Annotated in this window: 22 protein-coding genes and 1 pseudogene; 10 read left to right on the top strand and 13 right to left on the bottom strand. The window is 68.2% G+C overall.

What is annotated here, in order from left to right; genetic code table 11:
• Window positions 1-532: 532 nt before the first annotated feature.
• The 4 genes from OXS27_RS24375 to OXS27_RS24360 all read left to right on the top strand — a co-directional run bounded on the left by OXS27_RS24375 (window position 533) and on the right by OXS27_RS24360 (window position 3,888).
• On the top strand, window positions 533-1,210 hold the full coding sequence (locus OXS27_RS24375; protein WP_243926966.1) for a response regulator transcription factor: 678 nt from the start codon (window positions 533-535) through the stop codon (window positions 1,208-1,210).
• On the top strand, window positions 1,203-2,567 hold the full coding sequence (locus OXS27_RS24370; RefSeq protein WP_267359320.1) for an ATP-binding protein: 1,365 nt from the start codon (window positions 1,203-1,205) through the stop codon (window positions 2,565-2,567). The genes OXS27_RS24375 and OXS27_RS24370 overlap by 8 nt, the downstream gene beginning before the upstream one ends.
• 231 nt (window positions 2,568-2,798) lie before the next feature.
• Window positions 2,799-3,584, top strand: coding sequence for a YfdX family protein (locus OXS27_RS24365; RefSeq protein WP_267359318.1), 786 nt, complete (start codon window positions 2,799-2,801; stop codon window positions 3,582-3,584).
• A 100-nt stretch (window positions 3,585-3,684) separates the two neighbouring features.
• A complete protein-coding gene (locus tag OXS27_RS24360) occupies window positions 3,685-3,888 on the top strand; it encodes a hypothetical protein (protein WP_243926961.1) in 204 nt (67 codons plus the stop codon).
• Window positions 3,889-3,979: 91 nt separating this feature from the next.
• On the opposite strand, the gene OXS27_RS24355 is transcribed toward OXS27_RS24360, so the two are convergent.
• From OXS27_RS24355 to OXS27_RS24310, 10 genes are read right to left on the bottom strand one after another with little or no spacing between them, the layout of a single operon-like run.
• Window positions 3,980-4,324, bottom strand: coding sequence for a RidA family protein (locus OXS27_RS24355; RefSeq protein WP_243926958.1), 345 nt, complete (start codon window positions 4,322-4,324; stop codon window positions 3,980-3,982).
• Between the two features lie 26 nt (window positions 4,325-4,350).
• Complete coding sequence (locus OXS27_RS24350) at window positions 4,351-5,511, bottom strand: FAD-dependent oxidoreductase (RefSeq protein WP_267359315.1); 1,161 nt, start codon at window positions 5,509-5,511, stop codon at window positions 4,351-4,353.
• The gene (locus tag OXS27_RS24345) at window positions 5,508-6,131 is read right to left on the bottom strand and encodes a hypothetical protein (protein WP_267359313.1); all 624 of its coding nucleotides are present in this window, start codon (window positions 6,129-6,131) and stop codon (window positions 5,508-5,510) included. The genes OXS27_RS24350 and OXS27_RS24345 overlap by 4 nt, the downstream gene beginning before the upstream one ends.
• Complete coding sequence (locus tag OXS27_RS24340; protein ID WP_267359311.1) at window positions 6,128-7,525, bottom strand: NAD(P)/FAD-dependent oxidoreductase; 1,398 nt, start codon at window positions 7,523-7,525, stop codon at window positions 6,128-6,130. Before OXS27_RS24340 ends, OXS27_RS24345 begins: the two co-directional genes overlap by 4 nt.
• Entirely contained in the window at window positions 7,522-7,842 is a 321-nt protein-coding gene (locus OXS27_RS24335) for a (2Fe-2S)-binding protein (RefSeq protein ID WP_267359309.1), read from the bottom strand. The genes OXS27_RS24340 and OXS27_RS24335 overlap by 4 nt, the downstream gene beginning before the upstream one ends.
• Window positions 7,823-8,956 (bottom strand): FAD-dependent oxidoreductase, encoded by a 1,134-nt coding sequence (locus OXS27_RS24330; RefSeq protein WP_243926948.1) that lies wholly within the window; start codon window positions 8,954-8,956, stop codon window positions 7,823-7,825. The genes OXS27_RS24335 and OXS27_RS24330 overlap by 20 nt, the downstream gene beginning before the upstream one ends.
• Window positions 8,953-9,768, bottom strand: a complete 816-nt coding sequence (locus tag OXS27_RS24325) for an ABC transporter permease (protein ID WP_267359306.1) — start codon at window positions 9,766-9,768, stop codon at window positions 8,953-8,955. The genes OXS27_RS24330 and OXS27_RS24325 overlap by 4 nt, the downstream gene beginning before the upstream one ends.
• Entirely contained in the window at window positions 9,765-10,649 is an 885-nt protein-coding gene (locus OXS27_RS24320) for an ABC transporter permease (protein WP_243926945.1), read from the bottom strand. The genes OXS27_RS24325 and OXS27_RS24320 overlap by 4 nt, the downstream gene beginning before the upstream one ends.
• Window positions 10,646-11,707 (bottom strand): ABC transporter ATP-binding protein, encoded by a 1,062-nt coding sequence (locus OXS27_RS24315; RefSeq protein WP_267359303.1) that lies wholly within the window; start codon window positions 11,705-11,707, stop codon window positions 10,646-10,648. Before OXS27_RS24315 ends, OXS27_RS24320 begins: the two co-directional genes overlap by 4 nt.
• Window positions 11,707-12,747 carry an ABC transporter substrate-binding protein gene (locus OXS27_RS24310; protein ID WP_267359301.1) on the bottom strand — a complete coding sequence of 347 codons (1,041 nt, stop codon included), beginning with the start codon at window positions 12,745-12,747 and terminating at the stop codon, window positions 11,707-11,709. The genes OXS27_RS24315 and OXS27_RS24310 overlap by 1 nt, the downstream gene beginning before the upstream one ends.
• 185 nt (window positions 12,748-12,932) lie before the next feature.
• Here OXS27_RS24310 and OXS27_RS24305 point away from each other — a divergent pair, with 185 nt between their 5' ends.
• A complete protein-coding gene (locus OXS27_RS24305; RefSeq protein WP_243926938.1) occupies window positions 12,933-13,817 on the top strand; it encodes a LysR family transcriptional regulator in 885 nt (294 codons plus the stop codon).
• 78 nt (window positions 13,818-13,895) lie between these two features.
• Here OXS27_RS24305 and OXS27_RS24300 read toward each other — a convergent pair whose 3' ends face one another.
• From OXS27_RS24300 to OXS27_RS24290, 3 genes are all read right to left on the bottom strand, one after another.
• Window positions 13,896-14,201 (bottom strand): hypothetical protein, encoded by a 306-nt coding sequence (locus OXS27_RS24300; RefSeq protein WP_346733087.1) that lies wholly within the window; start codon window positions 14,199-14,201, stop codon window positions 13,896-13,898.
• Between the two features lie 589 nt (window positions 14,202-14,790).
• Window positions 14,791-15,831, bottom strand: a complete 1,041-nt coding sequence (locus OXS27_RS24295; RefSeq protein WP_243926936.1) for a sensor histidine kinase — start codon at window positions 15,829-15,831, stop codon at window positions 14,791-14,793.
• Window positions 15,831-17,321, bottom strand: a complete 1,491-nt coding sequence (locus OXS27_RS24290) for an ATPase domain-containing protein (protein ID WP_243926934.1) — start codon at window positions 17,319-17,321, stop codon at window positions 15,831-15,833. The genes OXS27_RS24295 and OXS27_RS24290 overlap by 1 nt, the downstream gene beginning before the upstream one ends.
• Window positions 17,322-17,489: 168 nt before the next feature.
• Here OXS27_RS24290 and OXS27_RS24285 point away from each other — a divergent pair, with 168 nt between their 5' ends.
• From OXS27_RS24285 to OXS27_RS24265, 5 genes and pseudogenes are all read left to right on the top strand, one after another.
• Window positions 17,490-19,976, top strand: coding sequence for a PAS domain S-box protein (locus tag OXS27_RS24285; protein ID WP_267359297.1), 2,487 nt, complete (start codon window positions 17,490-17,492; stop codon window positions 19,974-19,976).
• 416 nt (window positions 19,977-20,392) lie between these two features.
• A pseudogene (locus OXS27_RS24280) lies at window positions 20,393-21,584 on the top strand (integrase arm-type DNA-binding domain-containing protein).
• Window positions 21,577-22,344, top strand: coding sequence for a hypothetical protein (locus OXS27_RS24275; RefSeq protein WP_267359295.1), 768 nt, complete (start codon window positions 21,577-21,579; stop codon window positions 22,342-22,344). The pseudogene OXS27_RS24280 and the gene OXS27_RS24275 overlap by 8 nt, the downstream one beginning before the upstream one ends.
• Before the next feature lie 54 nt (window positions 22,345-22,398).
• On the top strand, window positions 22,399-22,626 hold the full coding sequence (locus OXS27_RS24270) for an excisionase family DNA-binding protein (protein ID WP_267359293.1): 228 nt from the start codon (window positions 22,399-22,401) through the stop codon (window positions 22,624-22,626).
• Between the two features lie 204 nt (window positions 22,627-22,830).
• Window positions 22,831-23,037, top strand: a 207-nt coding sequence (locus OXS27_RS24265; protein WP_267359291.1) for a hypothetical protein, incomplete at its 3' end; no start/stop codon positions are given.

Raw genomic sequence — 23,037 nt, 5'->3', positions numbered from 1 at the left:
CGGTCAGGCTTCGAGGTTAGCCGCTGAAGCCGGCGGGAGAGCGCGACAGGCCCCCTCTCCCGTGCGGGAGTGGGTCGGGGTGAGGGATGAGAAGCGTCAGAACCGAGCGCGCCAAGACCGCGCGTGAAGAACGAGCCTTTTCCTGAACGTTCTCGACCCTCACCCTGCCCCTCTCCGGATCGGGAGAGGGGACCCGCGCGCCATCCTGCCGCCGCAGCGGCGGCCGCGACCTCTGGATCCGGCGAGGATGCGAGAGAGGGTTGCGGAATTCTCAGCTCTTCCCCTCGAACGGCGAGGCCTGGATCCGCACAGCGAGCCCATCGGGGCGCACGCATTCGGCGGGGCGGGGTCTGCATCGCGGCAATCCGGTCAAACAAATGGGTCCGTGAAACCGGCGCCGGTACGCACTAGAGTCATTCTAATAAGTTGGGCGAAGCCGATGCCGCGCCACTAAATTCGGGTTCACACTCGGACCGCGCCGGGACCAACGAACCGAAATGCGGCACACAGGAAACTGGCCGGAGGTGCGGGCGTGGCGAGGGTGCTGCTGATCGAGGATGACGCGGAGACGGCAGCCGTCGTGCTCGACGACCTGCGCGGGCGCGGTCATGCGGTCACCTGGGCGGCGACCGGGCCCGACGGCGCCCGGACGGCCCGGGGCGGCACCTGGGGCGCGATCATCCTCGACCGGATGCTGCCCGGCCAGGACGGGCTCAGCGTCCTGCAGGATCTCCGCCGGGACGGGGACCGGACCCCCGCGCTGGTGCTGAGCGCGCTGGGCGACGTAGACGAGCGGATTCGCGGCCTGCGGGCGGGCGGAGACGACTACCTCGCCAAGCCCTTCGCCCTGGGGGAACTCGCCGCCCGGATCGAGGCTCTGCTCCGGCGTCCGGTGGACAGCCGCGAGACCCTGCTGCGCGTCGGCAGCCTGGAGATCGACCTGATCGCGGGGACCGGCCGGCGCGGCGCGCGCAATCTCGAATTGCTGCCGCGCGAACTCAAGCTCCTCGCCTATCTGATGCGCGCGCCCGGCCAGATCGTCACCCGGGCGATGCTGTTCGAGGAGGTCTGGAACTACCGATTCACTCCCAAGTCGAACCTGATCGACGTACATCTCGGGCGCCTGCGCCGGAAGCTCGAGGCCTGCGGAGGACCACCCCTGATCCAGAACGTGCGTGGCCTCGGCTTCACCTTCACGCCCGATGACTGAGTTCCTGCGCTCCACCACCCTGCGCTGGGCGCTGGGGATCGCCCTCTGGTCGGTGCTGCTCGCGCTGACGATGTTTGCCTTCATCTACTGGCAGACGGCCGCCTACCTGCGCGAGGAACTGGCCGAGACGCTGCAGCTCGAAGTCCGCGCCGTCGCCGCCGATCCCGCCTCCGCGGCTTTGCGGGTCGACACCTGGACCGCCATGGACCTGCACGCCAATCACTACGGCGGCCTGTTCGGTCCCGATGGCGCGCGCCGCGCCGGCAACCTCGACGCGATCCCCGATCAACTCGCCCGCGACGGGGACGCCGATCGCGTGAGCGCCGTCGTGCAGGTCGCGGGGCGCCGGCTCGGCGACGAGATCTGGGCGGCCGCCCTGCCGCTGCCCGACGGCAGCACCGTGGTGATCGCCCACGATTCCGACGAGATCGACCGCGTGCGGGGGACGACCCTGCGGGCGCTCGGCCTCGGATTGGTGCCGACGCTGGCTCTATCGGGGCTCGGCGGACTCCTGCTGGCGCGGAGGGGCCGCCGGCGGCTGGCCGCCACCGAGGCGGCTTTGGCCGAGGTGATGCGCGGCGACCTGCGCCGGCGCCTGCCGGTCGGCACCCGGGGCGACGAGTTCGACCGGCTGGCCGCGAACGTGAACCGGATGCTCGACGAGATCGAGCACCTGATGGGCGAGGTCCGCAGCGTCGGCGACGCGGTCGCCCACGATCTGCGCACGCCGTTGACCCGGCTGCGCGCCCGGCTGGAACGCAGCCGGACCCAGGCCCGAACGGTGGCGGAATTCCACGAGACGATCGACCAGGGCCTCGCCTGGATCGACCAGACGCTCGCCATGGTCACGGCGGTGCTGCGGATCGGTGCGATGGAAGAGGGACGCCGGACCGCCTTCGCACCGGTCGATCTCGGCGAATTGGCGGCGGCGGCGGTGGACCTCTTCGAGCCGTCGGCCGAGGAGAAGGGTGTGCGCCTCACCCTCGCGGTCGCGGACGGGCTTCCCACTATCCGGGGCGACCGAGACCTGTGCTTCGAGGCCCTGTCGAACCTCCTCGACAACGCCCTGAAGTTCACGCCGCAGGGCGGGGCCGTGTCCGTGCGCCTGACCCACCTGAGCGGCGCAGTCAGCCTCGCCGTCGAGGATACGGGACCGGGCCTGCCCGCGACGGAGCGCGACAAGATCTTCCAGCGCTTCTACCGCTCGGAGGTGGCCCGCCAGACCCAGGGCAACGGCCTCGGACTGAGCTTGGTGGCCGCGATCGCCAAGCTCCACGCCGCGAGCGTGAGCGTCCACCCCGCCGCGACCGGCGGTTGTCGCTTCGACCTGATGTTTCCCGCCGCAGCGGCCACCTGAGGCGGGTCCTGGCCGAAGAGATCCGATCGAAGTTCAGCGGGCATCCGGCATCGATCGCGAGACTGTGACATCGCCATTCCCACTCTTTACGGGGCGCCAGCACCGACATGTCCGAATTTTAATCCAGTGGACATGCGACCAACACGGCCGATGAATATTATATGAACACGCGAAGAACGAGGCCGATACATACAAAGGTCTTTGTTCAAGCGCTCAGATGGAGTTATCACAATGGCTTATCGCAAATCCATGGCTGCGGCGCTCGTGCTCACCACCATCCTCGGCGGGACCGCTTTCGCCGCGGAACAGGCTGCTCAGCAGCCCGCCGCGCAGCAGACGGCGATCGACAAGGATGTGGGCAAGCTGTCGAAGGATGGCGCACAGGCGTTCCGTGATCTTCAACTCACGCGTCTCGCCATCTTCGAGGCGGATCCCGCTCAGGCCAAGGCTCTGATCGGCAAGACACAGGCGGCCTTCACGAAGGCCAAGACCGATGATGCCGTGTTCACCAAGGCCGAGGCCGAGCTCAAGACACCCGCCGACATGGCCAGCCACAAGGCGATGACCCCTGCCGCGACCGCCCAGCCCGCGACGACCGACGCGAAGCCGTCCAAGGAGCAGGTTGCCTGGGTTCCGGTGGACGCGCAGCTGACGCTCGGCGACGACTTCGTGGCCACCCCCGAGAAGGCCTCGGCCGTGACCGAGGCGAACAAGAACCTCGCCCACGGCGACCAGAACGGCGCGATCGAGAAGCTCAAGCTCGCCCATGTCGACGTGAACTTCACGATGGCGGTGCTGCCGCTCGACAAGACCATCGCCGACGTCGATCAGGCCGCGACGCTGATCGGACAGGGCAAGTATTACGAGGCCAACGCGGTGCTGAAGACCGCCCAGGACGGGATGCGCTTCGACATGATCGACGCGGTCGCCCTGCCGCAGAAGGGCAAGGCCGCAGCGGCGAACACCGCGTCTCCGATGGCGACCGGCACGGCCTCAGGCGCCAAGGCCGGCAAGTAATCGACGGCTGGGTGGTCGGGAGCAGTCCCGGCCATCCAGACTGATCGGACGGACAATATCGTCAAGACTTCGCGCCAAGCCAAATCAGTGGAGGCCAATCATGATCAAGACAACGGTGAGCGCCGCCTTGTGTACGGCCTTTCTCCTGGCCACCGTCCCCGCCATGGCGGCACCGAACGAGATGCCGCAGGGCAAGCGGGATGAGATGTCGATGAAGGATACGAAGCACACCATCGCCGCACAGCGGAAGGAGAACAAGGAGGCCGACAAGAACGTCGACAGCCTGATCAAGAACAGAAAGTGATACGTCCGGCCGGTCCGCGCCCCGGCGACACCGGCCGCTCTCATCAGGCGATCGGTGGCGCCGCAGCCGAGCCCTGCCGCTCAACCGACGCTCATTTCGCCGCGGTGATCACGGCCTCGATCAGGACATTGGGTCCCAGTTCGGCGACGCCGATGGTGGAGCGGCTCGGCAGGGTCTCGGGGCTGAACCAGGCCGTCCAGGCGGCGTTCATCTCGTCCTTGAGTGCCATGTCGGTGATGTAGAGCGTCGCCGTCAGGATCTTGCTCCGGTCGCTGCCCACTTCGGCGAGCAGCGCGTCGATCCGCGCCAGGATCTGCTCGGTCTGGCCCCGCATCGGCGCGGAGCGATCCTCCGCCACGAGGCCGCCGAAGTAGAGGACGCCACCATGCTCCACCACGCGGTGCATGATGGGCGTGCGGATATGGCGTTCGATCATCGAAACAAATCCTTGTCTGGGTCGCATCAACCGGCCGGCTGAAGCAGGGCCGAGCGGGTCTCGGGGGCGGGGCCGCCGAGGGTGAAGCGGTCCGGCGCGAACGCCGCGAGGGCGTGCGCCTCCGGTCCGTCGAGCAGCAGGCCGGCGGCGACCGCACCGACGATGGGCGCGAGCGCGAAGCCGTGCCCGGAGAAACCGAAGGCATGGACCAGCCCGTCCGCCACGGCGGACCGGCCGATCACCGGCAGTTCGTCCGGCGTGACACCCTCGATGCCGGCCCAGGCGTGGACGATCCGCGCCCCGCGCAGGGCCGGGAACAGATCGAGCGCCGTGCGGGCCGAATAGGCGAGCCGCGGGACGTCGAGGCGGATCTCTCCGGTGTCGAGGTCGGCTTGTCCCTTGTGGCCGCCGCCGATCATCACGTGGCCGCTGTCGGACTGCTTGAACGACAGGGGCCGCCCGGCCGCCCCCACCACGGGCGTCAGGAGTGGCGGCAGCGCGTCGGTGAGCAGCATCTGGAAGGCGTTGAAGCCAAGCGGGATCGACTCTCCGGCCGCACGGGCAATGCGACCGCCCCAGGCGCCCGCGGCATTGAGCAGGCGCGGCGCGGCATGGGTCTCGCCCCCATCTGTCCGGAGGCGCCAGAGGCCGGCCCGGCGCTCCACCGAGGCAACACGGGCGCCCTCGATCACCGTGGCACCGGCGGCCATGGCGGCGCGGCCGAAGGCACGGGTCGTGCGCAAGGGCGACGCGAAGCCGTCACGGCGGGCGACGATGCCGCCGACCACGTGCGGGGCGACCGCCGGGAGCAGCCGGCGCACCGTCTCGGCATCCGCCAGCGCCTCGTGCGTCCAGCCGGCGGCACGCAGGCGTTCGACGCGCTCGGCCAGCTGCGCGAGTTCGGCCTCGGTTTCGGCCACCCGGACCTGCCCGACGGGGCGGAAGCCGCAATCGTCGCCGACGAGCTTGGCGATGTCGTGCCAGCGCTCGATCGCCTCCAGGGCGAGCGGTACCTCGGCGGGATGGCGGCCCAGGGTGCGCACGCCACCAGCGGAATAGCCCGAGGCCTGGGCGCCGACCTGCCGGGCCTCCAGCACGTGCACGCGTCGGCCGGCCCGGGCCAGATGCAGGGCAGCCGACAGCCCGTGCAGACCGCCGCCGACGATCAGGATGTCGGGATCGGTCATGCCAGCGCGCCCGTATCCGTCTGCGGGGGAACCGCCTCCGGCATCGCGGCCACGAGGCCGGCCAGCGCCGCGAGGCTGACGGGACGCACCGGCACAACCGCACCCAGGATTGCGCGCTGCGCGAGCGCGGCCCGGTCACGCTCGGGGCCGGCGGGCTGCTCCAGCAAAGCCGCGATATCCACCGGATCGAGCCGCAGCCCGGGCGCATTCTCGGCGGGCGGGATCATCGGCGCATCCGTGTCCAACGGCCCGGCGGCTAGGGCGCACGCGGCGATGGTCGCCTGACGCTCCGCCTCCTGCGAATCTGCTGCCCCCGCGACACGGCCGGCTACCGAGACGCCCGGCAGGCTGGTCCGGCCATCGGCATCAGCCACGACCCGGCCGTCCCGGATGGCGCAGCCGAGGGCGGCCAGCAGCAGCGGCTCGTCGGCGCAGACCAGCAGGGCGTCGAACGGCTCGGCCCAGACCCGCCCGTCGCCCTCGACCCAGAGGCGGCCGGGCTCGGCGTGCCAGGCCGTGGCCTCGGGCCGGGCGATCTGGACGGCGCCTGGCAGCGCAGCCAGGGCGGCGCGGCCAGCCGGACCGCCGCCGACGATCACGATGCGAGGTTTCGCCGTCATGCGGTCAGCTCCGGGATTGCGTCCGGCCGTTCGTTCGCGAGCTCGCCCACCGTCATCGGCTTGAACGGGGCCCGCGGCCGCAGGGCCCCGACCGTTTCCATGGAGGCCCCGCGGGTCTCGGCGATCAGCCCGGCGACGACGGTGCCGCACATGCGCCCCTGGCAGGGACCCATGCCAGCCCGCAGGAAGGCCTTGACCTGGTTCGGGCCGGCGGCGCCAAGGCGGGCGGCCCCGCGGATCTGCCCGGCGGTGATTTCCTCGCAGCGGCAGACGATGGTTTCGTCGGCGGGGGTGAGGATCGCCGAGGCAGGGCGATAGAGCCGGTCGAGGAAGGGCCGGAGCGCCAGGGCGGCGCGCTGCACCTTGCGGATCCCCGCGGCGCGGGCGTCGCGGGCGACCGCGTCGAACTGACCAAGCCGGTGGGCTGCGTCGATCGCAGCCAACCGCCCACCCGCGGCGGCGGCTTCCCAGCCGCCGATGCCGCCGCCATCGCCCGCCACCGCCACGGTCTGATGGCTCGTGGCGCCCCAGGGGTCGAGGCGGGGGCGCCAGCAGAGCTGCCTGTCGTCCCAGTCGTGATCGAGTCCCAGCGCCCGAGTGATGTGGGTCGATGGAATCACCCCTTCGTGCAGGAGGAGTGTGTCGCAGGCGATCGCGTGGTCGCGGCCTCCCTGGTGCCAGCGCACGGTCGAGACCCGTCCATCCCCCTCTGCCCGGAGGTCGCGGACGTTGCGCACTACGGTGAGGCCCCGCGCCCGGGTCTCGCGCATCAGGGCCACGCCCTTCGCGAGGAGCTTGCGGCCGGTCCAGAGGCCGCCCGCCCGCAGCGCGTCCCGGAGGCCACCACCGGCACCAGTCTCCAGCAGCGTCAGCCGCTCCACGCCGGCGCGCAAGAGCTGCACGGCGAGCAGCCAGCAGAGCGGCCCCTGCCCGGCGATCACCACGGATCCCTCCGGCACGGCGCCGGCCGTCTTGAGCAGGATCTGGGCGGCGCCCGCGCTCATGACGCCCGGCAGCGTCCAGCCGGGAATCGGCACGGGCCGCTCCTGGGCGCCGGTCGCCAGCAGGACGCGCCGCGCCTCGATCTCCGCGGTGGCGCCATCCGCGGCGACGGACAGCAGGCCCGCATCGGGGTCGAGGTGCCAGAGCGTGGTCCTGGGCCGGTAGGCGATCCCCTTCGTGGCGCGGAACGCCCCCGCCAGGGCGCCGCCGGCATCGAGGAACTCGCCGGCGAGCGCCGGGTCGCTGGCGGCGGCTTCCACCGCGCGAAAAACCTGTCCGCCCGGGGCGGGCTGCTCGTCCAGCACGGTGACGGAGAGCCCGAGGGACGCGGCCTCGATGGCGGCGGCCATGCCGGCCGGGCCCGCGCCGACGATGGCGAGATCGTAGCTCATGCGGCGTCCTCGATCCGCGCCACGCGAGCGCCGACCTGCGGCTCGATCCGCATGCCGGGGGCGACCGGCACGAGACAGGACTGGCGGTTGGCCACGCCGTCGATCTCGGCGAGGCAGTCGAAGCAGATGCCGATCATGCAATAGGGCAAGCGCGGCGCCCCGTTGACCGGCGTCGTGCGGATCGCCGGCGTGCCCGACAGCAGGACGGCGGCAGCCGCCGAGGCGCCCTCGGGCACGCGGACGGGCTGGCCCGCGACGAAGACCTCCACCAGCTGGTCCCCGGCGGCCGGACGGGCCTCAGGCCGCCTTCTGAACATCGAACCGTCTCGCGCTGAAGGGGGACATCTCCGGCGCCAGCGCGCCAGTCGCGATCATCGGGGCGAGCAGGCTCGCATGCGCGCCGGCCAGGGTGACGCCGGAATGGCAATTGGCGATGGTGGCGCCCGGATAACGCTCGGATTCGTCGTAGATCGGCTTGCCGTCCGGCGACATCACGCGCAGCGCCGCCCAGGCCCGGACGATGTTCAGCTCGGCGATCCACGGGAAGGTCCGGACCGCCTTGTTGGCGATGGCCCGCATGATCGCGGGGGTCTGTGTCAGGGTGTCGAAGCCCATATCCTCCTTGCTGTCGCCCAGCAGCAGCGAGCCCTCCTCGGTCTGGCGGACGACATGGGTCGGCAGACCCAGCACCTGCCGGGTGCGCTCCGTGACGAGGATCTGCCCGCGCTCGGGCCGCAGGGGCGCCGACAGGCCGACCAAGGGCGCGAGGTCGGCGTTGCCGAGGCCCGAGGCTAGGACGAGCCGCGGCGCCCGGACAGTCTCGGACCCGATCGCGACGGTGAAGTCGCGTGGGGCCGCCTTGATGGCGGTGACCTTGGCGTTCGGCCGGTAGAGGCCGCCGAGATCCTGAAACGCCGCATGAAGCGCGCGCAGGAGGTGCAGCGGGCTCGCATGGCCGTCGTAGGGTGTCCACGAGGCGCCCACGACCTGGGGGCCGAGGCCCGGAACCATGTCGCGCAGCTCCGCGGCCGGGATCATGCGGTACGCGTAACCGGCATTACCGGCCTCCCGGCGCAGCTGACCCATCAGCGCGTCGCGCTGGGCCATCTCGTCATCCGAGAAGCAGAAATGCAGGCCTCCCGGCTGGTGCAGCCCGACGCCGATGCCGGTCGTCGCGAGGAGGTCGGCGGCGAGTTCCGGCCAAGCCTGGGCCGAGGCGTGGGTCCAGTGCTGGTAATGCGGCGCGCCGAGCCCCTTCGACTGCACCCAGACCAGCCCGAAATTGCCCCGGCTCGCCCGGTGGGCGACGTCGCCCTCGTCGAGCATCACGGTCGACAGGCCCTGTCGCTGGAGGCCGTAGGCGATGGCCGCGCCCACGAGCCCGCCGCCGACCACGATGGCGTCGCGCGTGTCTTGTCCGGTCGCTGTCATGCGCGGCGCTCCCCGGTGAGCAGGCGGTCGATCGGGTAGAAGCGATCGAGCCCCAAGAGGACCAGGGCGGTGACGAGGATCAGCGCCGCCGAGACCGAGGCGACCAGCGGATCGGTCATCTGGTCGATGTAGTTGAACAGCTGCACCGGCAGCGGGTTGGCGGCCGGCGAAGCCAGGAACAGGCTCACCGTCAGCTCGTCGAAGCTGGTCACGAAGGCCAGGATCCAGCCGCCCGCGAGGCCCGGCGCGATCAGCGGCAGGGTCACGCGCCGGAACACCGTGAACCGGTCGGCGCCGAGGCTCTCGGCGGCGCGCTCGATGCGCGGATCGAGCCCCGACAGGCCGGCGCCGACGAGGCGCAGCATGTAGGGGGTGATCACGATGACATGGGCCGCCACGAGGCCGGCGAAGCTGCCGGACAGGCCGAAGCTGGAGAAGAAGCGCAGCAGCGCCACGCCCAGCACCACGTGCGGGATCATCAGCGGCGAGGCCAGGATCGCCACGAGGGCCCCCCGGCCGGGGAAGCGCCAGCGGGCGATCGCCAGGGCGGCCGGGACGGCGATCAGGGCGGAGATCGTCGCGGCCGTCACCCCGAGGCGCGTGCTGTACCAGAAGCTCTCCAGGAAGCGCGGGTTGTCGCCGATTGCCCGCCACCAGCGCAGCGACAGGCCGTCGAACGGCAAGGCGAGGTAGCCCTGGCCGGTGAACGAGACGGCGATCACCACGACGAGCGGCGCCAGGATGAAGGCGATGAACAGGGCGTGGAAGGCCAGCGCCAGGGGGCCGTTGCGGCTGGAGCTATCACCGCTCATGCCGGGCCTCCCTGCGCGACTTCGCCGAGGCGCCGCAGCGCCCGCTTTTCGACGAGCCGCGTCCAGAGGAGCGTGGCGAGCAGGATCGCCGCCATCAGCACGGTGGCGAGCGCCGCGCCGAGCGGCCAGTTCAGGGTGTTGAGGAACTCGTTGTAGGTCATGCTGGAGACGACCTTCAGGCGCTTGCCCCCAAGCATGGCGGGCGTCGCGAAGGCCGAGGCCGAGAGGCAGAACACCATCAGCGCCCCGGCCATGACCCCCGGCATGACGTTGGGCAGCACGATGCGGGTGAACACCGTGAACCGCCCCGCGCCGAGGCTGGTGGCGGCGCGCTCCAGCACCGGATCGAGCCGCCCGAGGCTCGCCCAGACGGACAGCACCACGAGCGGCACCATCACGTGGACGAGGCCGATCACCACCGCGAGTTCCGTGAACATCAGCCGGTAGGGAGCGCCCGGCAGGTGGAGGGCGGTGAGCGTCTGGTTCACGAGGCCGTTCGTGCCGAGCAGCACCATCCAGCCGAAATTGCGCACCACCACCGAGACCAGCAGCGGACCGACCACGACGAGGAGCATCGGCCCGCGCCAGCGCGGATCCATGCGGTGGATGATCCAGGCCTCCGGCACCCCGACGAGGAGGCAGATCAGGGTGGTCAGCCCGGCGATGCGGAAGGTCCGCGCCAGGGCCTCGCCGAACAGCGGATCGGTGAAGAGATCCTGGTAGTTGGCGAGCCCCCAGCCGGGCAGCACGCCCTTTTCGAAGTCGAAGCCGTGCAGGCTCAAGGCCAGCACGCCGGCGAGCGGGACCAGCAGCGCCGCGGCATACACGAGGGCGGAGGGCGCCGTGAGAAGCGCCGGGGTGAGGCGATCGAGGCGGGTCATGCCGGCTCTAGCCGCCGCAGGCTGTGGGCGTCCCAGTCCAGCGTCACGGCGGCGCCCTCATCGAGAGGCGTCGCGCCGGTGTTCTGCGCCATGACGGCGAAGGCGCCCAAGGCCGTCGCCACCGTGTAGAGCCAGTAGCCGCCGAGGAAGAGCCGGGCCTGCACGCGGCCCTCGAGTCCGGGTGGCCCCTCGGGCGCCCGCTCGCAGCGGATGCGCATGCGCTCTGGCCGGATCGTCAGAAGGATGTCGCCCTGGCGGTCGGCGAGTTCCGGCGGCAGGGAGAAGCGGTGGCCCGCCGCCTCCGCCTCGCCGGAGGCGGCCCGCGCCGGCAGCCGGTTGCTGCGGCCCAGGAAGTCGGCGACGAACGCGTCCGCCGGGATGTCGTAGGCCTGCCAGGGGGCGTCGATCTGCACGACCCGACCGCCCTGCATGATCGCCACCCGATCGCACAGGGCCATCGCCTCGGCCTGATCGTGGGTGACCAGCACCGTGGTGACGCCGATCCGGCGCTGCAATTCGCGCAGCTCGACCTGCATCTCCTCGCGCAGCTTGGCGTCGAGGTTCGAGAGTGGCTCGTCGAGGAGCAGCAGCCGCGGCTCGACCACCAGCGCCCGCGCCAGGGCGACCCGCTGCTGCTGGCCGCCCGACATGTTGCGGGGAAAGCGCTCGGCGAGGTGGCCGAGGCGGACCTGGGCCAAAGCCTCGGCGACGCGCTTGGCCCGCTCCGCCTTCGGCACGCCGCGCATCTCCAAGCCGAAGGCGACATTCTCGGCCGCATTCATGTGCGGGAATAGCGCGTAGGACTGGAACACGAGGCCGATGCCGCGCTTGGCCGGCGGCGTCCCGGTCAGGTCGCGCCCCTCCATCAGGATGCGGCCGCGGCTCGGCGTCTCGAAGCCGGCGATCATCTGCAGCGTCGTGGTCTTGCCGCAGCCGGAGGGTCCGAGCAGGCCGAGGAACTCGCCGGGCGCGACCGTGAGGCTGACGTCGCGCACGGCGGTGACCGTGCCGTAATCCTTGCCCAGACCGTCGAGGGTGAGGAAGGCGGGCGCGGACATCAGCGCTCGACCTGCCGCTGCCACTGCCGGGTCCAGTCGGCGCGGTTGCGATTGACCACGTCCCAGTCGAGGCCGATCAGCGACCGCACCTGATCCTCGCCATAGATCACGCGGCTCGCGACCTCCGGCGGCAGCTTCGCCGTGCGGTTGGTCGGGCCCGCCCCGTACTGCGTGGCGAAGATCTCCTGGACCTTCGGCGAGACGAGATAGGCGAGGAACTTGTCGGCCAGCGCCGGCTCCGGGCTGCCGGTGATCGCGCAGCCCGCCGTCATCAGGACGACGGCCCCCTCTTTCGGCCGGGCGATGGCCAGCGGAAAGCCCGCCTGCTGCATGGCGGCGACCCGGGACGAGCCCCAAACGGCGAGCCAGATCTCGCCCGACTGGAACATCTCGCTCATCTTGCCGGGCGAGCTTTCGTAGGCCAGCACGTTCGGGTTGATCTGCTGACGCATGACCTTCAGCCCGGGCGCGATGTCGCCGTCGCCGCCGCCGTGGATGCGGGCCATCATCGCCAGGGTGTGGACGCCGTAGGTGTTGTCGATACCGGGGATCGCGATCCGCTGCCGGTACTCCGGCCGGGCAAGATCCATCCAGGAGGTCGGCGCCGGGAAGCCGCGCTCTGCGAACAGCTTCGTGTTGTAGGCGATACCGGTGTAGCCGAAGCCGGTGCCGACGGCGTGGTCGTCACCCAGGACCGCGATCGGGTAGACCGCGTCCCGCACCGCATCGGGCAGGTTCCGGCACAGGCCGAGCGATACCGCCTGGACCATCGGCCCGTCGTCCAGCACCGCGACGCCGACCGTCTGATTGCCGCGCTGCGCCTGCATCCGGGCGAGGTTGTCGGAGGAATTGCCGGTCAGATAGTCGATCCGGACGCCGTTCTCGCGCTCGAACGTCGGAATGACGCTCGTGCGCATGATCTGCTCGTAGCTGCCGCCGTAGCCCGCGACGGTGAGGCGCTGCTCAGACAAGGCCGGAGCCTGCACTGCGACCAGCGCGACGGTCGCCGCTGCGAAAAGCCCCAGTAACGACCGCATCATCGCTTGCCTCCGTGAGCAATCGGAAAGCCGTTCTTGCGTGCTGAACAGGCAAGACGCTTGTCCGATAAGCATCTCCCGCGCCTATTGGCTCGCGAATGCTGTGTAACGTGCGCAGTCTTGACGGGAGACGCAAATTCATAATTTTTGCGGTTCCATTCCTTTTGGTCGCCAATCAGGGGGTCCGGATGACGCCGAGCCGGCTTCGGCAGCTGGAAGCATTCCGGGCCGTGATGCAGAGCGGCTCGGTCAGCCGGGCAGCGCAGCGGATGCTGCTCACGCAGCCCGCGGTCACGAAGCTGCTGCGCAGCCTGGAGGACGAGACCGGGCTGCCGCTGTTCGACCGGTCGCGGCGGCATCTGCAGCCGACGCCGGAGGCCGTGAAGCTGGAAGGCGCGGTCGCGACCCTGTTCGCGGCGGCGGACAGCCTGGATCGCGTCATTGACGACATGCGCGGTGTCGGCAGCGGCGAGTTGCGCGTCGCGGCCATGCCGCTGATGGGCCTGTCGCTCATCCCGCGGTTGCTGGCACGCTTCGCCATGGAGGTGCAGCCGGTGCGGATCTCGCACGTGGTGGCCAGCTCACGGGAGGTCCACGATCTGGTGCAGGCCGGCAATGCCGATCTCGGCTTCGCCCTGCCGGTCGGCCGCAGCGCCCTCGTCGCCGCACCGCCGATCGAATTGCCCGGGCTGGTGGTGCTGCCGCCCGGCCATCGTTTGGCGCGGCACAGGTCCGTCCCGCTCTCCGAACTCCAAGACGAGCCCTACATCTCGCTCGGTCGGCAGTACCGCCTGCGCGATCAGGTCGACGAGCTCTTCACCGTCAACGGCGTGACGCCACGCCTCGTCGCGGAGACGCAGAACGCGGCAGCGGCCTGCGCGATGGTCGCGGCGGGGCTCGGATTCGCCATCGCGGAGGCCGTGACCGTGAGCGGCCTCAAGGGGCAGGTCATCGTGCGCCGCCTGCAGCCGACGGTGACGTTCGCGATCACCATTCTGGGGAGCCCGGGGCGTCCGCTCTCGAGCGCCGCCCTGGCGTTCCTCAAGCTGGTCCGCAACGAAGTCGGCGGATGACGCGCGCCTCGCTGCGGCCGCGCTTCGAGCGCGACGGGCCGGCGACCCGGGCCGGCGCCGGAGCGCCGGCCCACGCGCTCACCACCCGTAGTGCCAAGCGGCCCGGTGCCAGCCGCCATGATGGTGCCAGCCCCAGGGGCGATGCCAGCCGGCGTGGCGCCAACCCCAGTGACGCCGGTAGCCCCAGGGGCGGTGCCAGCCATAGACCACCGGCCGGGCGTAATAGACCGGGCGGTAGGCGTAGGGTCGCCAGTTGGGCTTGCACCAGCCGTAATAGCCCCGGTGGAACCCGGGACCGCAGCCCTGTGCAGCCTCAGCCATCCCCACGGATGCGGTGAGGGTGCCGAGCGCGAGGAGTGCCGCGCCTGCAAGTTTCATTCGCATTGTTGCCTCCTTTCGAACGCGAGGTCTTCGAAGCCGGCCTCGATCCAAGACGATCCCGACTTGGCGTGGTCGACTTCCCGAGCCTCGCCAGGAACCGGCATGAAACAGCCATGCCCAGGAAAGCGTTTCTTCACAAAAAGGTGCGTGCGTTGAAGCACAGGGGCGATGCCGGCATCCCCAAGGACAGGCCCACGACCTGACCGACTGCACGCCTCGACTTTGAACAACGCGCGCTTTGCGACCTGGAGGGCGGACAGGATCGGTCAGCAGTGCCGATGGCGGGCATGGGCAGATCGATCCAGGCCATGCCGCTTCGACACGGACCGCAGAGACGCCGCTGAGGCCCCCACGAAGCGCCGTCCAGAATCCAATACGCGGCGAACGGCCCGCCGATACCAGTATTATCCTGCGGCCAGACCTGCGACAGCGGCGGACTGTTTGCCCACCTGTTGAACACGCGCGATCACGGTAAAAGCAACGATCGATCCGTAATCCCCCGAAGCGCGGGTCCACCTTCGCCCGCCCGGTTCGCCGGTGCGGGCATTTTCATGCGCGCATGCCAGCGGGTCCGGGCCGTCCCGGCAACGCATCAGTAGGCAGGGACGACCCGATTTTCCGGCAGCGGCGCGCGCATGGTGAAGCGCAGACCGGTGGGCTGATAATCGAAGGCCAGATCGGCTTCGCATTGCACCTTCAGCACGCGCTGAAGCAGGGTCGACCCGAACCCCTTCCGGGTCGGCGGCTTCGTCAACGGGCCGCCGGTTTCCGTCCAGTCGAGGCACAGGACCTGGCGATCGGCCTCCGCCTCGACCGACCACGTGATCCGGATCCGCCCCTCGGGAACGGACAGCGCCCCGTGCTTGGCCGCATTCGTGGTCAACTCGTGGATCGCCATCCCGGTCGGGACCGCGAGATCGCCGATCAGATCGACCCGCGGGCCATCCAGGACGATGCGGGATCCCTCACTGTCGTTGTAGGGACCCAGCTCGTTCATCAGCATGTCGCGCAGCGGGGCCTGCTGCCAATAATCCTCGGTCAGCAGATTGTGCGTCTTCGCGAGCGAGATCACCCGCGCCGAGAACGCGGTGTAGAACGCCTCGACGCTGGTCGCCGAGCGGGACGAGGCTCCCAGCAGGGCCTGGACCGTCGCAAGCGTGTTCTTCACGCGGTGATGCAGTTCACGGATCAGGAGCGTCTGCCGTTCCGCCGTCCGCTCGCGCTCCTCCAGGTAGGCACGCGCCTCGAGTTGCCGACGCCGCGCGCGATAGGCGGAGCGCGCCGCCATCACCAACGTCGCCGGATGGAACGGCCGCTCCAGCACGCTGACATTGCCCAGGAGGTCCGTGAGCTGGACTTTGGGTTCAGCGCCCCGCTGGGTCAGCAGGATGAACGGAAAGTCCGACCACGGCGGCTGGGCAGCGATCCACGCGGCCAAGATCTGACGATTGGAGGACAGCAACGCTTCCTCGGTGATGACGGCGCAGGCCGCCGTATCGAGCCCGTCCATCACCTCCGCGAGGTCGGCGCAGATGCGCGACGCGATCCGCTCCTCACCCAGGATGGTCGCCGCCACACGCGCGTCGCGCCCCGTCGGAGCGAAGACGAGGACCGGCGGTTCGGCGTCGGTCATCAGGCGTCGCGCGTCTGCAGCAGCGAAGACCGCTCACTTTCGTATGTCGGGACGCCGGTCATGACCCCTCGGAACAGGCTCAGAGGCTCGCCAACGCAGATCCCCCGGGAGTCGATCCGGAACTCGCGGATCGTGTCCTCATGGCTACCGGTGCGCTTTTTCACCACCGAGATGGCGCGGCGCAGACGCCCTTCGGCCTCGAACGCACGGAACAGCAGGACGGTGTCGCTGAGATAGGTGAGATCGACGCTCGCGCTCATCGTACCGATCATACCGTGCTGAGCCAGGATCAAGAGCGTCAGCACGCCTTGCTGGTTCAGGTAGGTCAGCAACTCGTGCATCTGCAGGAGCAGGTAATTCTCCTCCGGCATGGCGTTGTGATAGCCGGTGAGGGAGTCGATCACCACCATGGTGACGCCGCGGTGCTCGACCGCGTTCTGAACCATGTCGGAGAGTTCGCCCGGTGACACTTCCGCCGGATCGATCTGCTCGACGTGAAGGGCGCCGGACGCGATCGCGTCATCGATCGGCATCGACAGGCCGCCGGCCCGCCGCCGAAGCACGCCCGTCGTCTCGTCGAAGCTGAGCATCAGCACCTTCTCGCCACGGGCGATCGCCGCGGTGACGCTCGTGAGGGCCACCGTCGACTTGCCGACGCCGGACGGGCCGATCAGCATCGTGCTGGTCCCGCGATCGATGCCGCCCCCGAGCAGCTGGTCGAGCTCGGCGTTGCCCGTGCTGCAGCGGTCATCCGAAAACGTCGCGCAATGCTCGGCCGCTACCAGCCGCGGGAACACCGTCAAACCGCCACGCCGAATGACGTAATCATGGTACCCGCCACGGAACGGCGTGCCGCGCATCTTGATCACGCGCAGCCGCCGCCGCTCGCCACCATAGAGCGGCGCGAGCTGTTCGAGCCGGATCACGGCATGGCTCAAAGAATGCAAATTCAGATCGTCCGCCTCGGCGGTGAGATCGTCGAGGAGCAGCGCGGTGATGTTCTGGATGAGCAGGAAGCTGCGCAGCGCGTAGACCTGCCGGCGGTAGCGCAGCGAGCCCTGCGAGAGCAGCCGGATCTCGGACAGGCTGTCGAACACGAGGCGCTGCGGCTTTTCGCGTTCGATCTCCGCGATCGCCATCCGGACGGTCTCGCCGAGTTCGAGATCGGACGTATGGACGAGGGTCTGCTGCTGGCTCGGATCGAGGCTGAGTTCCGGTGCGACGAGTTCACAGATCGTGATGCCGTCGAGCGACCAACCATGGCGCTCCGCGACGTTCGTAAGCTCGCGCCGGCTCTCCGAGAGCGTGATGTACAGGCACCGCTCACCGCGCCGCGCGCCATCGAGCAGGAACTGCATCGCCAGCGTCGTCTTGCCGGATCCAGGCCGCCCCTCGATGAGATGCGAGCGGTGCGACGCGTAGCCGCCATCCAGGATATGGTCGAGACCGACCAATCCGGTGGAAACCGCCGCTGCATCGTGTTCGGGCACTGGCGCTCCAGACTGTGCGCTGTCGTCGGTCGACGGCGTCCGCTCCTACACGAATTCGCGGTGGGCACGAAACGCTTCCAGGCCGGCCCGGGGCCATCGCTCGGCGATGAACCGTCGGCTGGCAGAGGTGTTCAGCCTTTGGCCGTGTCTGATACAGCCAGCCGCATCATGCAGAGCGACCGCCCAGCCTCGACGCCGACGACCTCAGAGACGGTCCGTCGTGACACCAGCCGTATCCTCACGGAGGTCGCTGGTGGCGTCGACGTCACCGACCCCTTCGCCGCGGCCGTGCGGGCCACACGCATGCCGATGCTGATCACCGATCCGCGCCAGCACGACAACCCGATCATCTTCGTCAACGAAGCATTCTGCCAGCTGACCGGGTTCGACCGCACGGAGATCATCGGACGGAATTGCCGCTTTCTGCAGGGGCCGGGAACCGACGCGGCCGATGTGGACCGCATCCGCGCGGCGGTTGCGGCCCTCGAGACGATCGAGATCGCGATCTACAACTATCGCAAGGACGGCACGCCCTTCTGGAACCAGCTGCTCCTGGCTCCGGTCAAGGACGCGAAGGGCGAGGTCGCCTACTTCTTTGCAAGTCAGTACGACGTCAGCGCAGACTTCGCGCAGCTGACCAAACTGAAGGGTGAGAACCGCGCTCTGGCGGCCAAGAGCGAAGCCAGCGCAGAACGCCTGCATGTCAGCCAAGAACGCTTCAGCGCAGTCCTCCAGGCCGTCGATACGGCCTACGCCATCGTCGAGGTCCGGTTCGACGCCGAGGACCGCCCGGTCGACTACCGCTTCCTCGAAGCCAACCCGGCGTTCGAACGCCAGGCCGGGGTCAACCTCCGCGGCAAGTGGGTGACCGAGTTCGCACCCGACCTGGAGCGTTTCTGGTTCGAGACCTACGGTCACGTCGCGCGCACCGGAGAACCGGCGAACTTCGAAAACTACGCCGAGGCGTTCGGGCGCTGGTTCGACGTGAAGGCGATCCGGGTCGGTGCCCCCGAAGACCGACAGATCGCGATCTTCTTCAACGACGTCACGGCGCGCAAAACCGCGGAAGAGAATCTGCGCGCACTGAACGAGACCCTGGAACTCCAGGTTCAGGAACGCACCCAGGAGCGTGACCACCTCTGGCGCAACACGCAGGACATCCAGGTCATCATCGACGGCCAGGGCATCTTCAAAGCCGTCAACCCGGCCTTCACGACGATCCTCGGCTGGTCGGCCGAAGACGTGCTCGGCAAGGCGGTGTTCGCGTTCGTTCTGGCCGAGGACGAGGCGCTGACCGATCGCGCGCTGCAGCACGCGCGGGAGACGACGCTGCCGACCGTCGAGAACCGCTATCGCCACAAGGATGGAGGCTTTCGCTGGATCTCCTGGGTGGCCGCACCGGAGGGGGAGCTCATCTACGCGAGCGGGCGCCACATCACCGCCGAGAAGGATCAGGCCGAAGCCCTACGGCAGGCTGAGGAGGCGCTCCGCCAATCCCAGAAGATGGAGGCGGTCCGCCAGCTGACAGGGGGTTTGGCGCACGACTTCAACAACCTGTTGGCCGGCATCACCGGTTCGCTGGAACTGATGCAGACCCGCATGCAGCAGGGCCGCCTCACGGATGTCGACCGCTACATGACCGCGGCCCAGGGGGCCGCCAAGCGTGCCGCCGCGCTGACCCATCGCCTTCTCGCGTTCTCGCGTCGCCAGACGCTCGACCCCAAGCCGACCCATGTGACCCGGCTCGCCTCGGGCATGCAGGAGTTGATCCAGCGCACCGTCGGGCCGGCGATTCAGGTCGAGGTCATCGGGATCTCCGGCGGCTGGCCGGCCCTCGTCGATCCGTCGCAGCTCGAGAATGCTCTGCTCAATCTCTGCATCAACGCGCGCGATGCGATGCCCGACGGCGGCAAGATCATCATCGAGACCGCCAACAAATGGCTCGATGACCGGGCCGCCCGCCAACACGACATTCCGGAAGGGCAGTACCTGTCGCTGTGCGTAAGCGACACCGGCACCGGCATGCCGCCCGAGGTCATCGCGCGCGTCTTCGAGCCGTTCTTCACGACCAAGCCCATCGGCGAGGGCACCGGCCTCGGCCTCTCGATGATCTACGGCTTCGCACAGCAATCCGGCGGGCAGGTGCGGATCTACTCGGAGGTCGGCCAGGGTACGACGGTGTGCATCTACCTGCCCCGCCACTACGGGGAAGTCGCCGACGACGAGACGGCTTTCCCCGTCACGGACCTGCCACGCTCCGAGCAGGGCGAGACCGTGCTGATCGTCGATGACGAGCCGACCGTGCGCATGCTCATCAGCGATATCCTGGAGGACCTCGGCTACACGGCGATCGAGGCCGGCGATAGCGCGGCGGGCCTCAAGGTTCTGCAATCGGATGTCCGCATCGACCTGCTGGTAACCGATGTCGGGCTTCCGGGCGGCATGAACGGACGGCAGATGGCCGACGCCGCACGCGTGGCGCGCCCCGACCTCAAGGTGCTGTTCATCACTGGCTATGCCGAGAACGCCATCCTCGGAAACGGGCGTCTCGCGCCCGGCATGGCCGTGCTGACCAAGCCCTTCGCGATCGAGACGATGGCGGCGCGGATCCGATCGATGATCGAGGGCAGCCGGGAGCAGGCGGAGCGACCGTGAGCCGCCGCGCGCATGTCTGCGTGGGTTGTCTTGCTGACACGCCGATGGTTCACGGGCGGTTGCAGGTCAGGAAAGACGTCCGCTTTCATAACCGTCAGACCAACAGGTGCGAGGCGATCGGCGGCCGACGTCGATGAACGTGCCCAGAGTGGAGTTCGAACCGGCCGCTGAAGGAGGTCAGCCTCCTGCTCGGCGCGCCAAGCCGAGGGCGGCTTCTTATGATGACTGGCGGAGAGGGGGTCCTTATAAGGACTGTCCGCCCCTGTCCGCCCGTATCTGTAACCCGTTGTTTTTCCTGGGAGGCCCTCCCCTACCCCGTCTTTCTGTACACGCACGGACACGCTAAAATCCGGCCCCTGATTGTAGGTAGTGCTGTAGGTACTGAGTTGAGACTGGCTCCAGGGCAGCTTAGCGCACTGAAGGTCTCCCGCACTCGGGAGCCGGGCCTCTATGCCGATGGCGGCGGACTCTACCTGCAGATCACGAACGCCGAAGCGCGCTCATGGATCTTCCGGTTCATGCTGAACGGCAGCGCTCGATCAATGGGCCTCGGCTCACTGCACACGCTGACGCTCGCGGAGGCTCGCAGCAAGGCCACCGAGTGCCGAAAGCTCTGCCTCGACGGGATCGACCCGATAGAGGCCCGGGAGAAGACCCGCGCCGCCGCGCGGCTCGACGCCGCCAACACTATTACCTTTAATTACCTTTAACGCCTGCGCCGAGGCCTACATCGAGGCGCACAAGAAGGGCTGGCGGAATGCGAAGCACGCCGACCAGTGGAGCAACACCCTCAGCACCTACGCCTCGCCGGTCTTCGGGGCCCTCCCCGTTCAGGCGATCGACACTGGGCTGGTAATGCGGGTGATCGAGCCGATCTGGGGGGAGAAGACCGAGACGGCGACGCGCGTGCGCGGGCGGATCGAGTCCGTGTTGGATTGGGCCGCGACCCGCGGATACCGGCAGGGTGACAACCCGGCTCGCTGGCGTGGGCACCTGCAGAACCTCCTGCCGAAGCGGTCGAAGGTTCAGCGCGTCGAGCACCATGCCGCCCTCCCCTTCGCCGAGATCGCCGAGTTCGTTGCCGAGCTGCGCCGGCAGGGCGGCACCTCTCCTCTCGCCTTGGAGTTCACGATCCTGACGGCCGCCCGCACGGGCGAAGTGATCGGGGCGACATGGGACGAGATCGACCTTGCCGAGCAGACGTGGACCGTACCGCCCGAGCGAATGAAGGGTGGCCGCGAACATCGGGTGCCACTGTGCGACCGGGCCGTGGAGATCCTTGAGGGCTTCAAGGTGCTCGGCGACCGGAACGTCTTCCCTGGCGGTAAGCGCGGCAAGCCGCTGTCCAATATGGCGATGCTGGAATTGTTGAAGCGCATGGGACGACCGGATCTGACCGTGCACGGCTTCCGGTCGACATTCCGCGATTGGGCGGCCGAGACGACGCACTTCCCGAACGAGATGGTGGAGATGGCGCTCGCCCACATCATCGAGAACCGGGTCGAGGCGGCCTACCGGCGCGGTGATCTCTTCCAGAAGCGGCGCGAGCTGATGGTGACTTGGTCAGCATACTGCCAGCGTTCGCTGGAGGCTCCGGGTCATGTCTAAATCTGTAAAGCGGACTACGAGTAATGGCCAAGAAGCCCTCCGTCGCGAATTGAAGAACATCATGTCTCGGCCGAGAGCTACAGTCGGTGCGAGATTTTTGGATTTAGATGCACCATTTGATGCTTTTGACATCGACAAGCATGCGAAAGACGCAAACCTTTCCGTCTTCCATGCACGTTATGAAGTCGACAAAGCAGCAAGGATTGCTTTGTCACGAGCAAATTTTGAACTCAACAGCCTTCCGGAAGCCATCAAAACGGCCAGGAAATTACAAACCGAGATAGATCGGTTCATCAATAGAACAGGATTTTATCTCCACGATCGGAAGATTATATCAGAAGACGACTTGTCCATCGCTTACTCAATCCAGGATGAACAGGATTTATCTACGATCGCGTACATTACTGGGATAGTCGAGCGCATTGAACAACTGAGTAAATTGAGAAACGAGACAAAAGACGATCTCACTATTTCCCGCCCTTCACCATCTCGATCAGATCCGCTTGCAAGACACTTTATTTGCGCCCTCAGAGCAACATTCATATCCCAAAAAGGCAGTGGTATTTATCAAAAATCAATCAATGGTCGTAGCGGTGCATTCGTTGGATTGCTTGCAGACGCTTGGCGGTCGGCAAAATTTGGCCGGCAGGAGACGGATCTGGAAGATGCCCTCGGTCAGAAGAACGAGTTCATCGCGTCCAACCCTTCCGAGTTCGATGCCAGCAAATACAGCAGCAAACTTGGTTTGATCGACTCCTAAACCAACGCATCTTCGGTCCGCGTCCATGCATATGGACATAAGAGGACAGCAGCCATGAACTTTCACACGGTTCAGGCGCCGCGGGGAGACCTGCGCGCGTCGACAGAGAAGCTTTGCTTCACGGTACCCGAAACGTGCTTCAGCACCGGCCTCAGCCGCTCGACCATCTACCTGTTACTTCAGGAGAAGAAGCTCCGCTCCATCAAGGTCGGCAACCGTACCTTGATCCCTGCGGATAGCTTGCGCGGCTATCTCAGCTCTCTTGAGACGGAGGCCGCATAGATTGGCCTACAACGTCAGAACCCCCGGCGCTGGTACGCCGAGGGCTCTGGGAAATGTCTGCTTGGCGGCTGACGATCTCAGAGATAACCCACACCACGTCGACCTTCAAGCGCGCCGGATTAGCGCGCGTCTGAAATGCAGCCCGGCCGTCGCGGCAGTCATCGCCGCCCACGCCTTCGATCTGCCTGAGAACTGGAGACGCGCATGAGCGCCTCCACCCTCAATCCCGCCGATTATGCCTACGGTGATCCGGACAAGCTCCGGGCCCACATCGCCGAGCTGATGGCGATGGTCGCCATGCGCGCCAACATGGCCAACGACTACGCCGTCCTGCGCGACGATGCCGGGCTCCGATACACGATGAAATGCGCGGCGGCCGAGTTCAGGGCCGCCCTTGGGTTGCTCGGTGAG

The organism is Methylobacterium sp. GC_Met_3 (genome assembly GCF_026540775.1).
Taxonomy (GTDB): Bacteria; Pseudomonadota; Alphaproteobacteria; order Rhizobiales; family Beijerinckiaceae; genus Methylobacterium.
The sequence above is the reverse complement of the archived record's forward strand: the minus strand, read 5'-3'. Positions and strand labels throughout refer to the sequence as shown.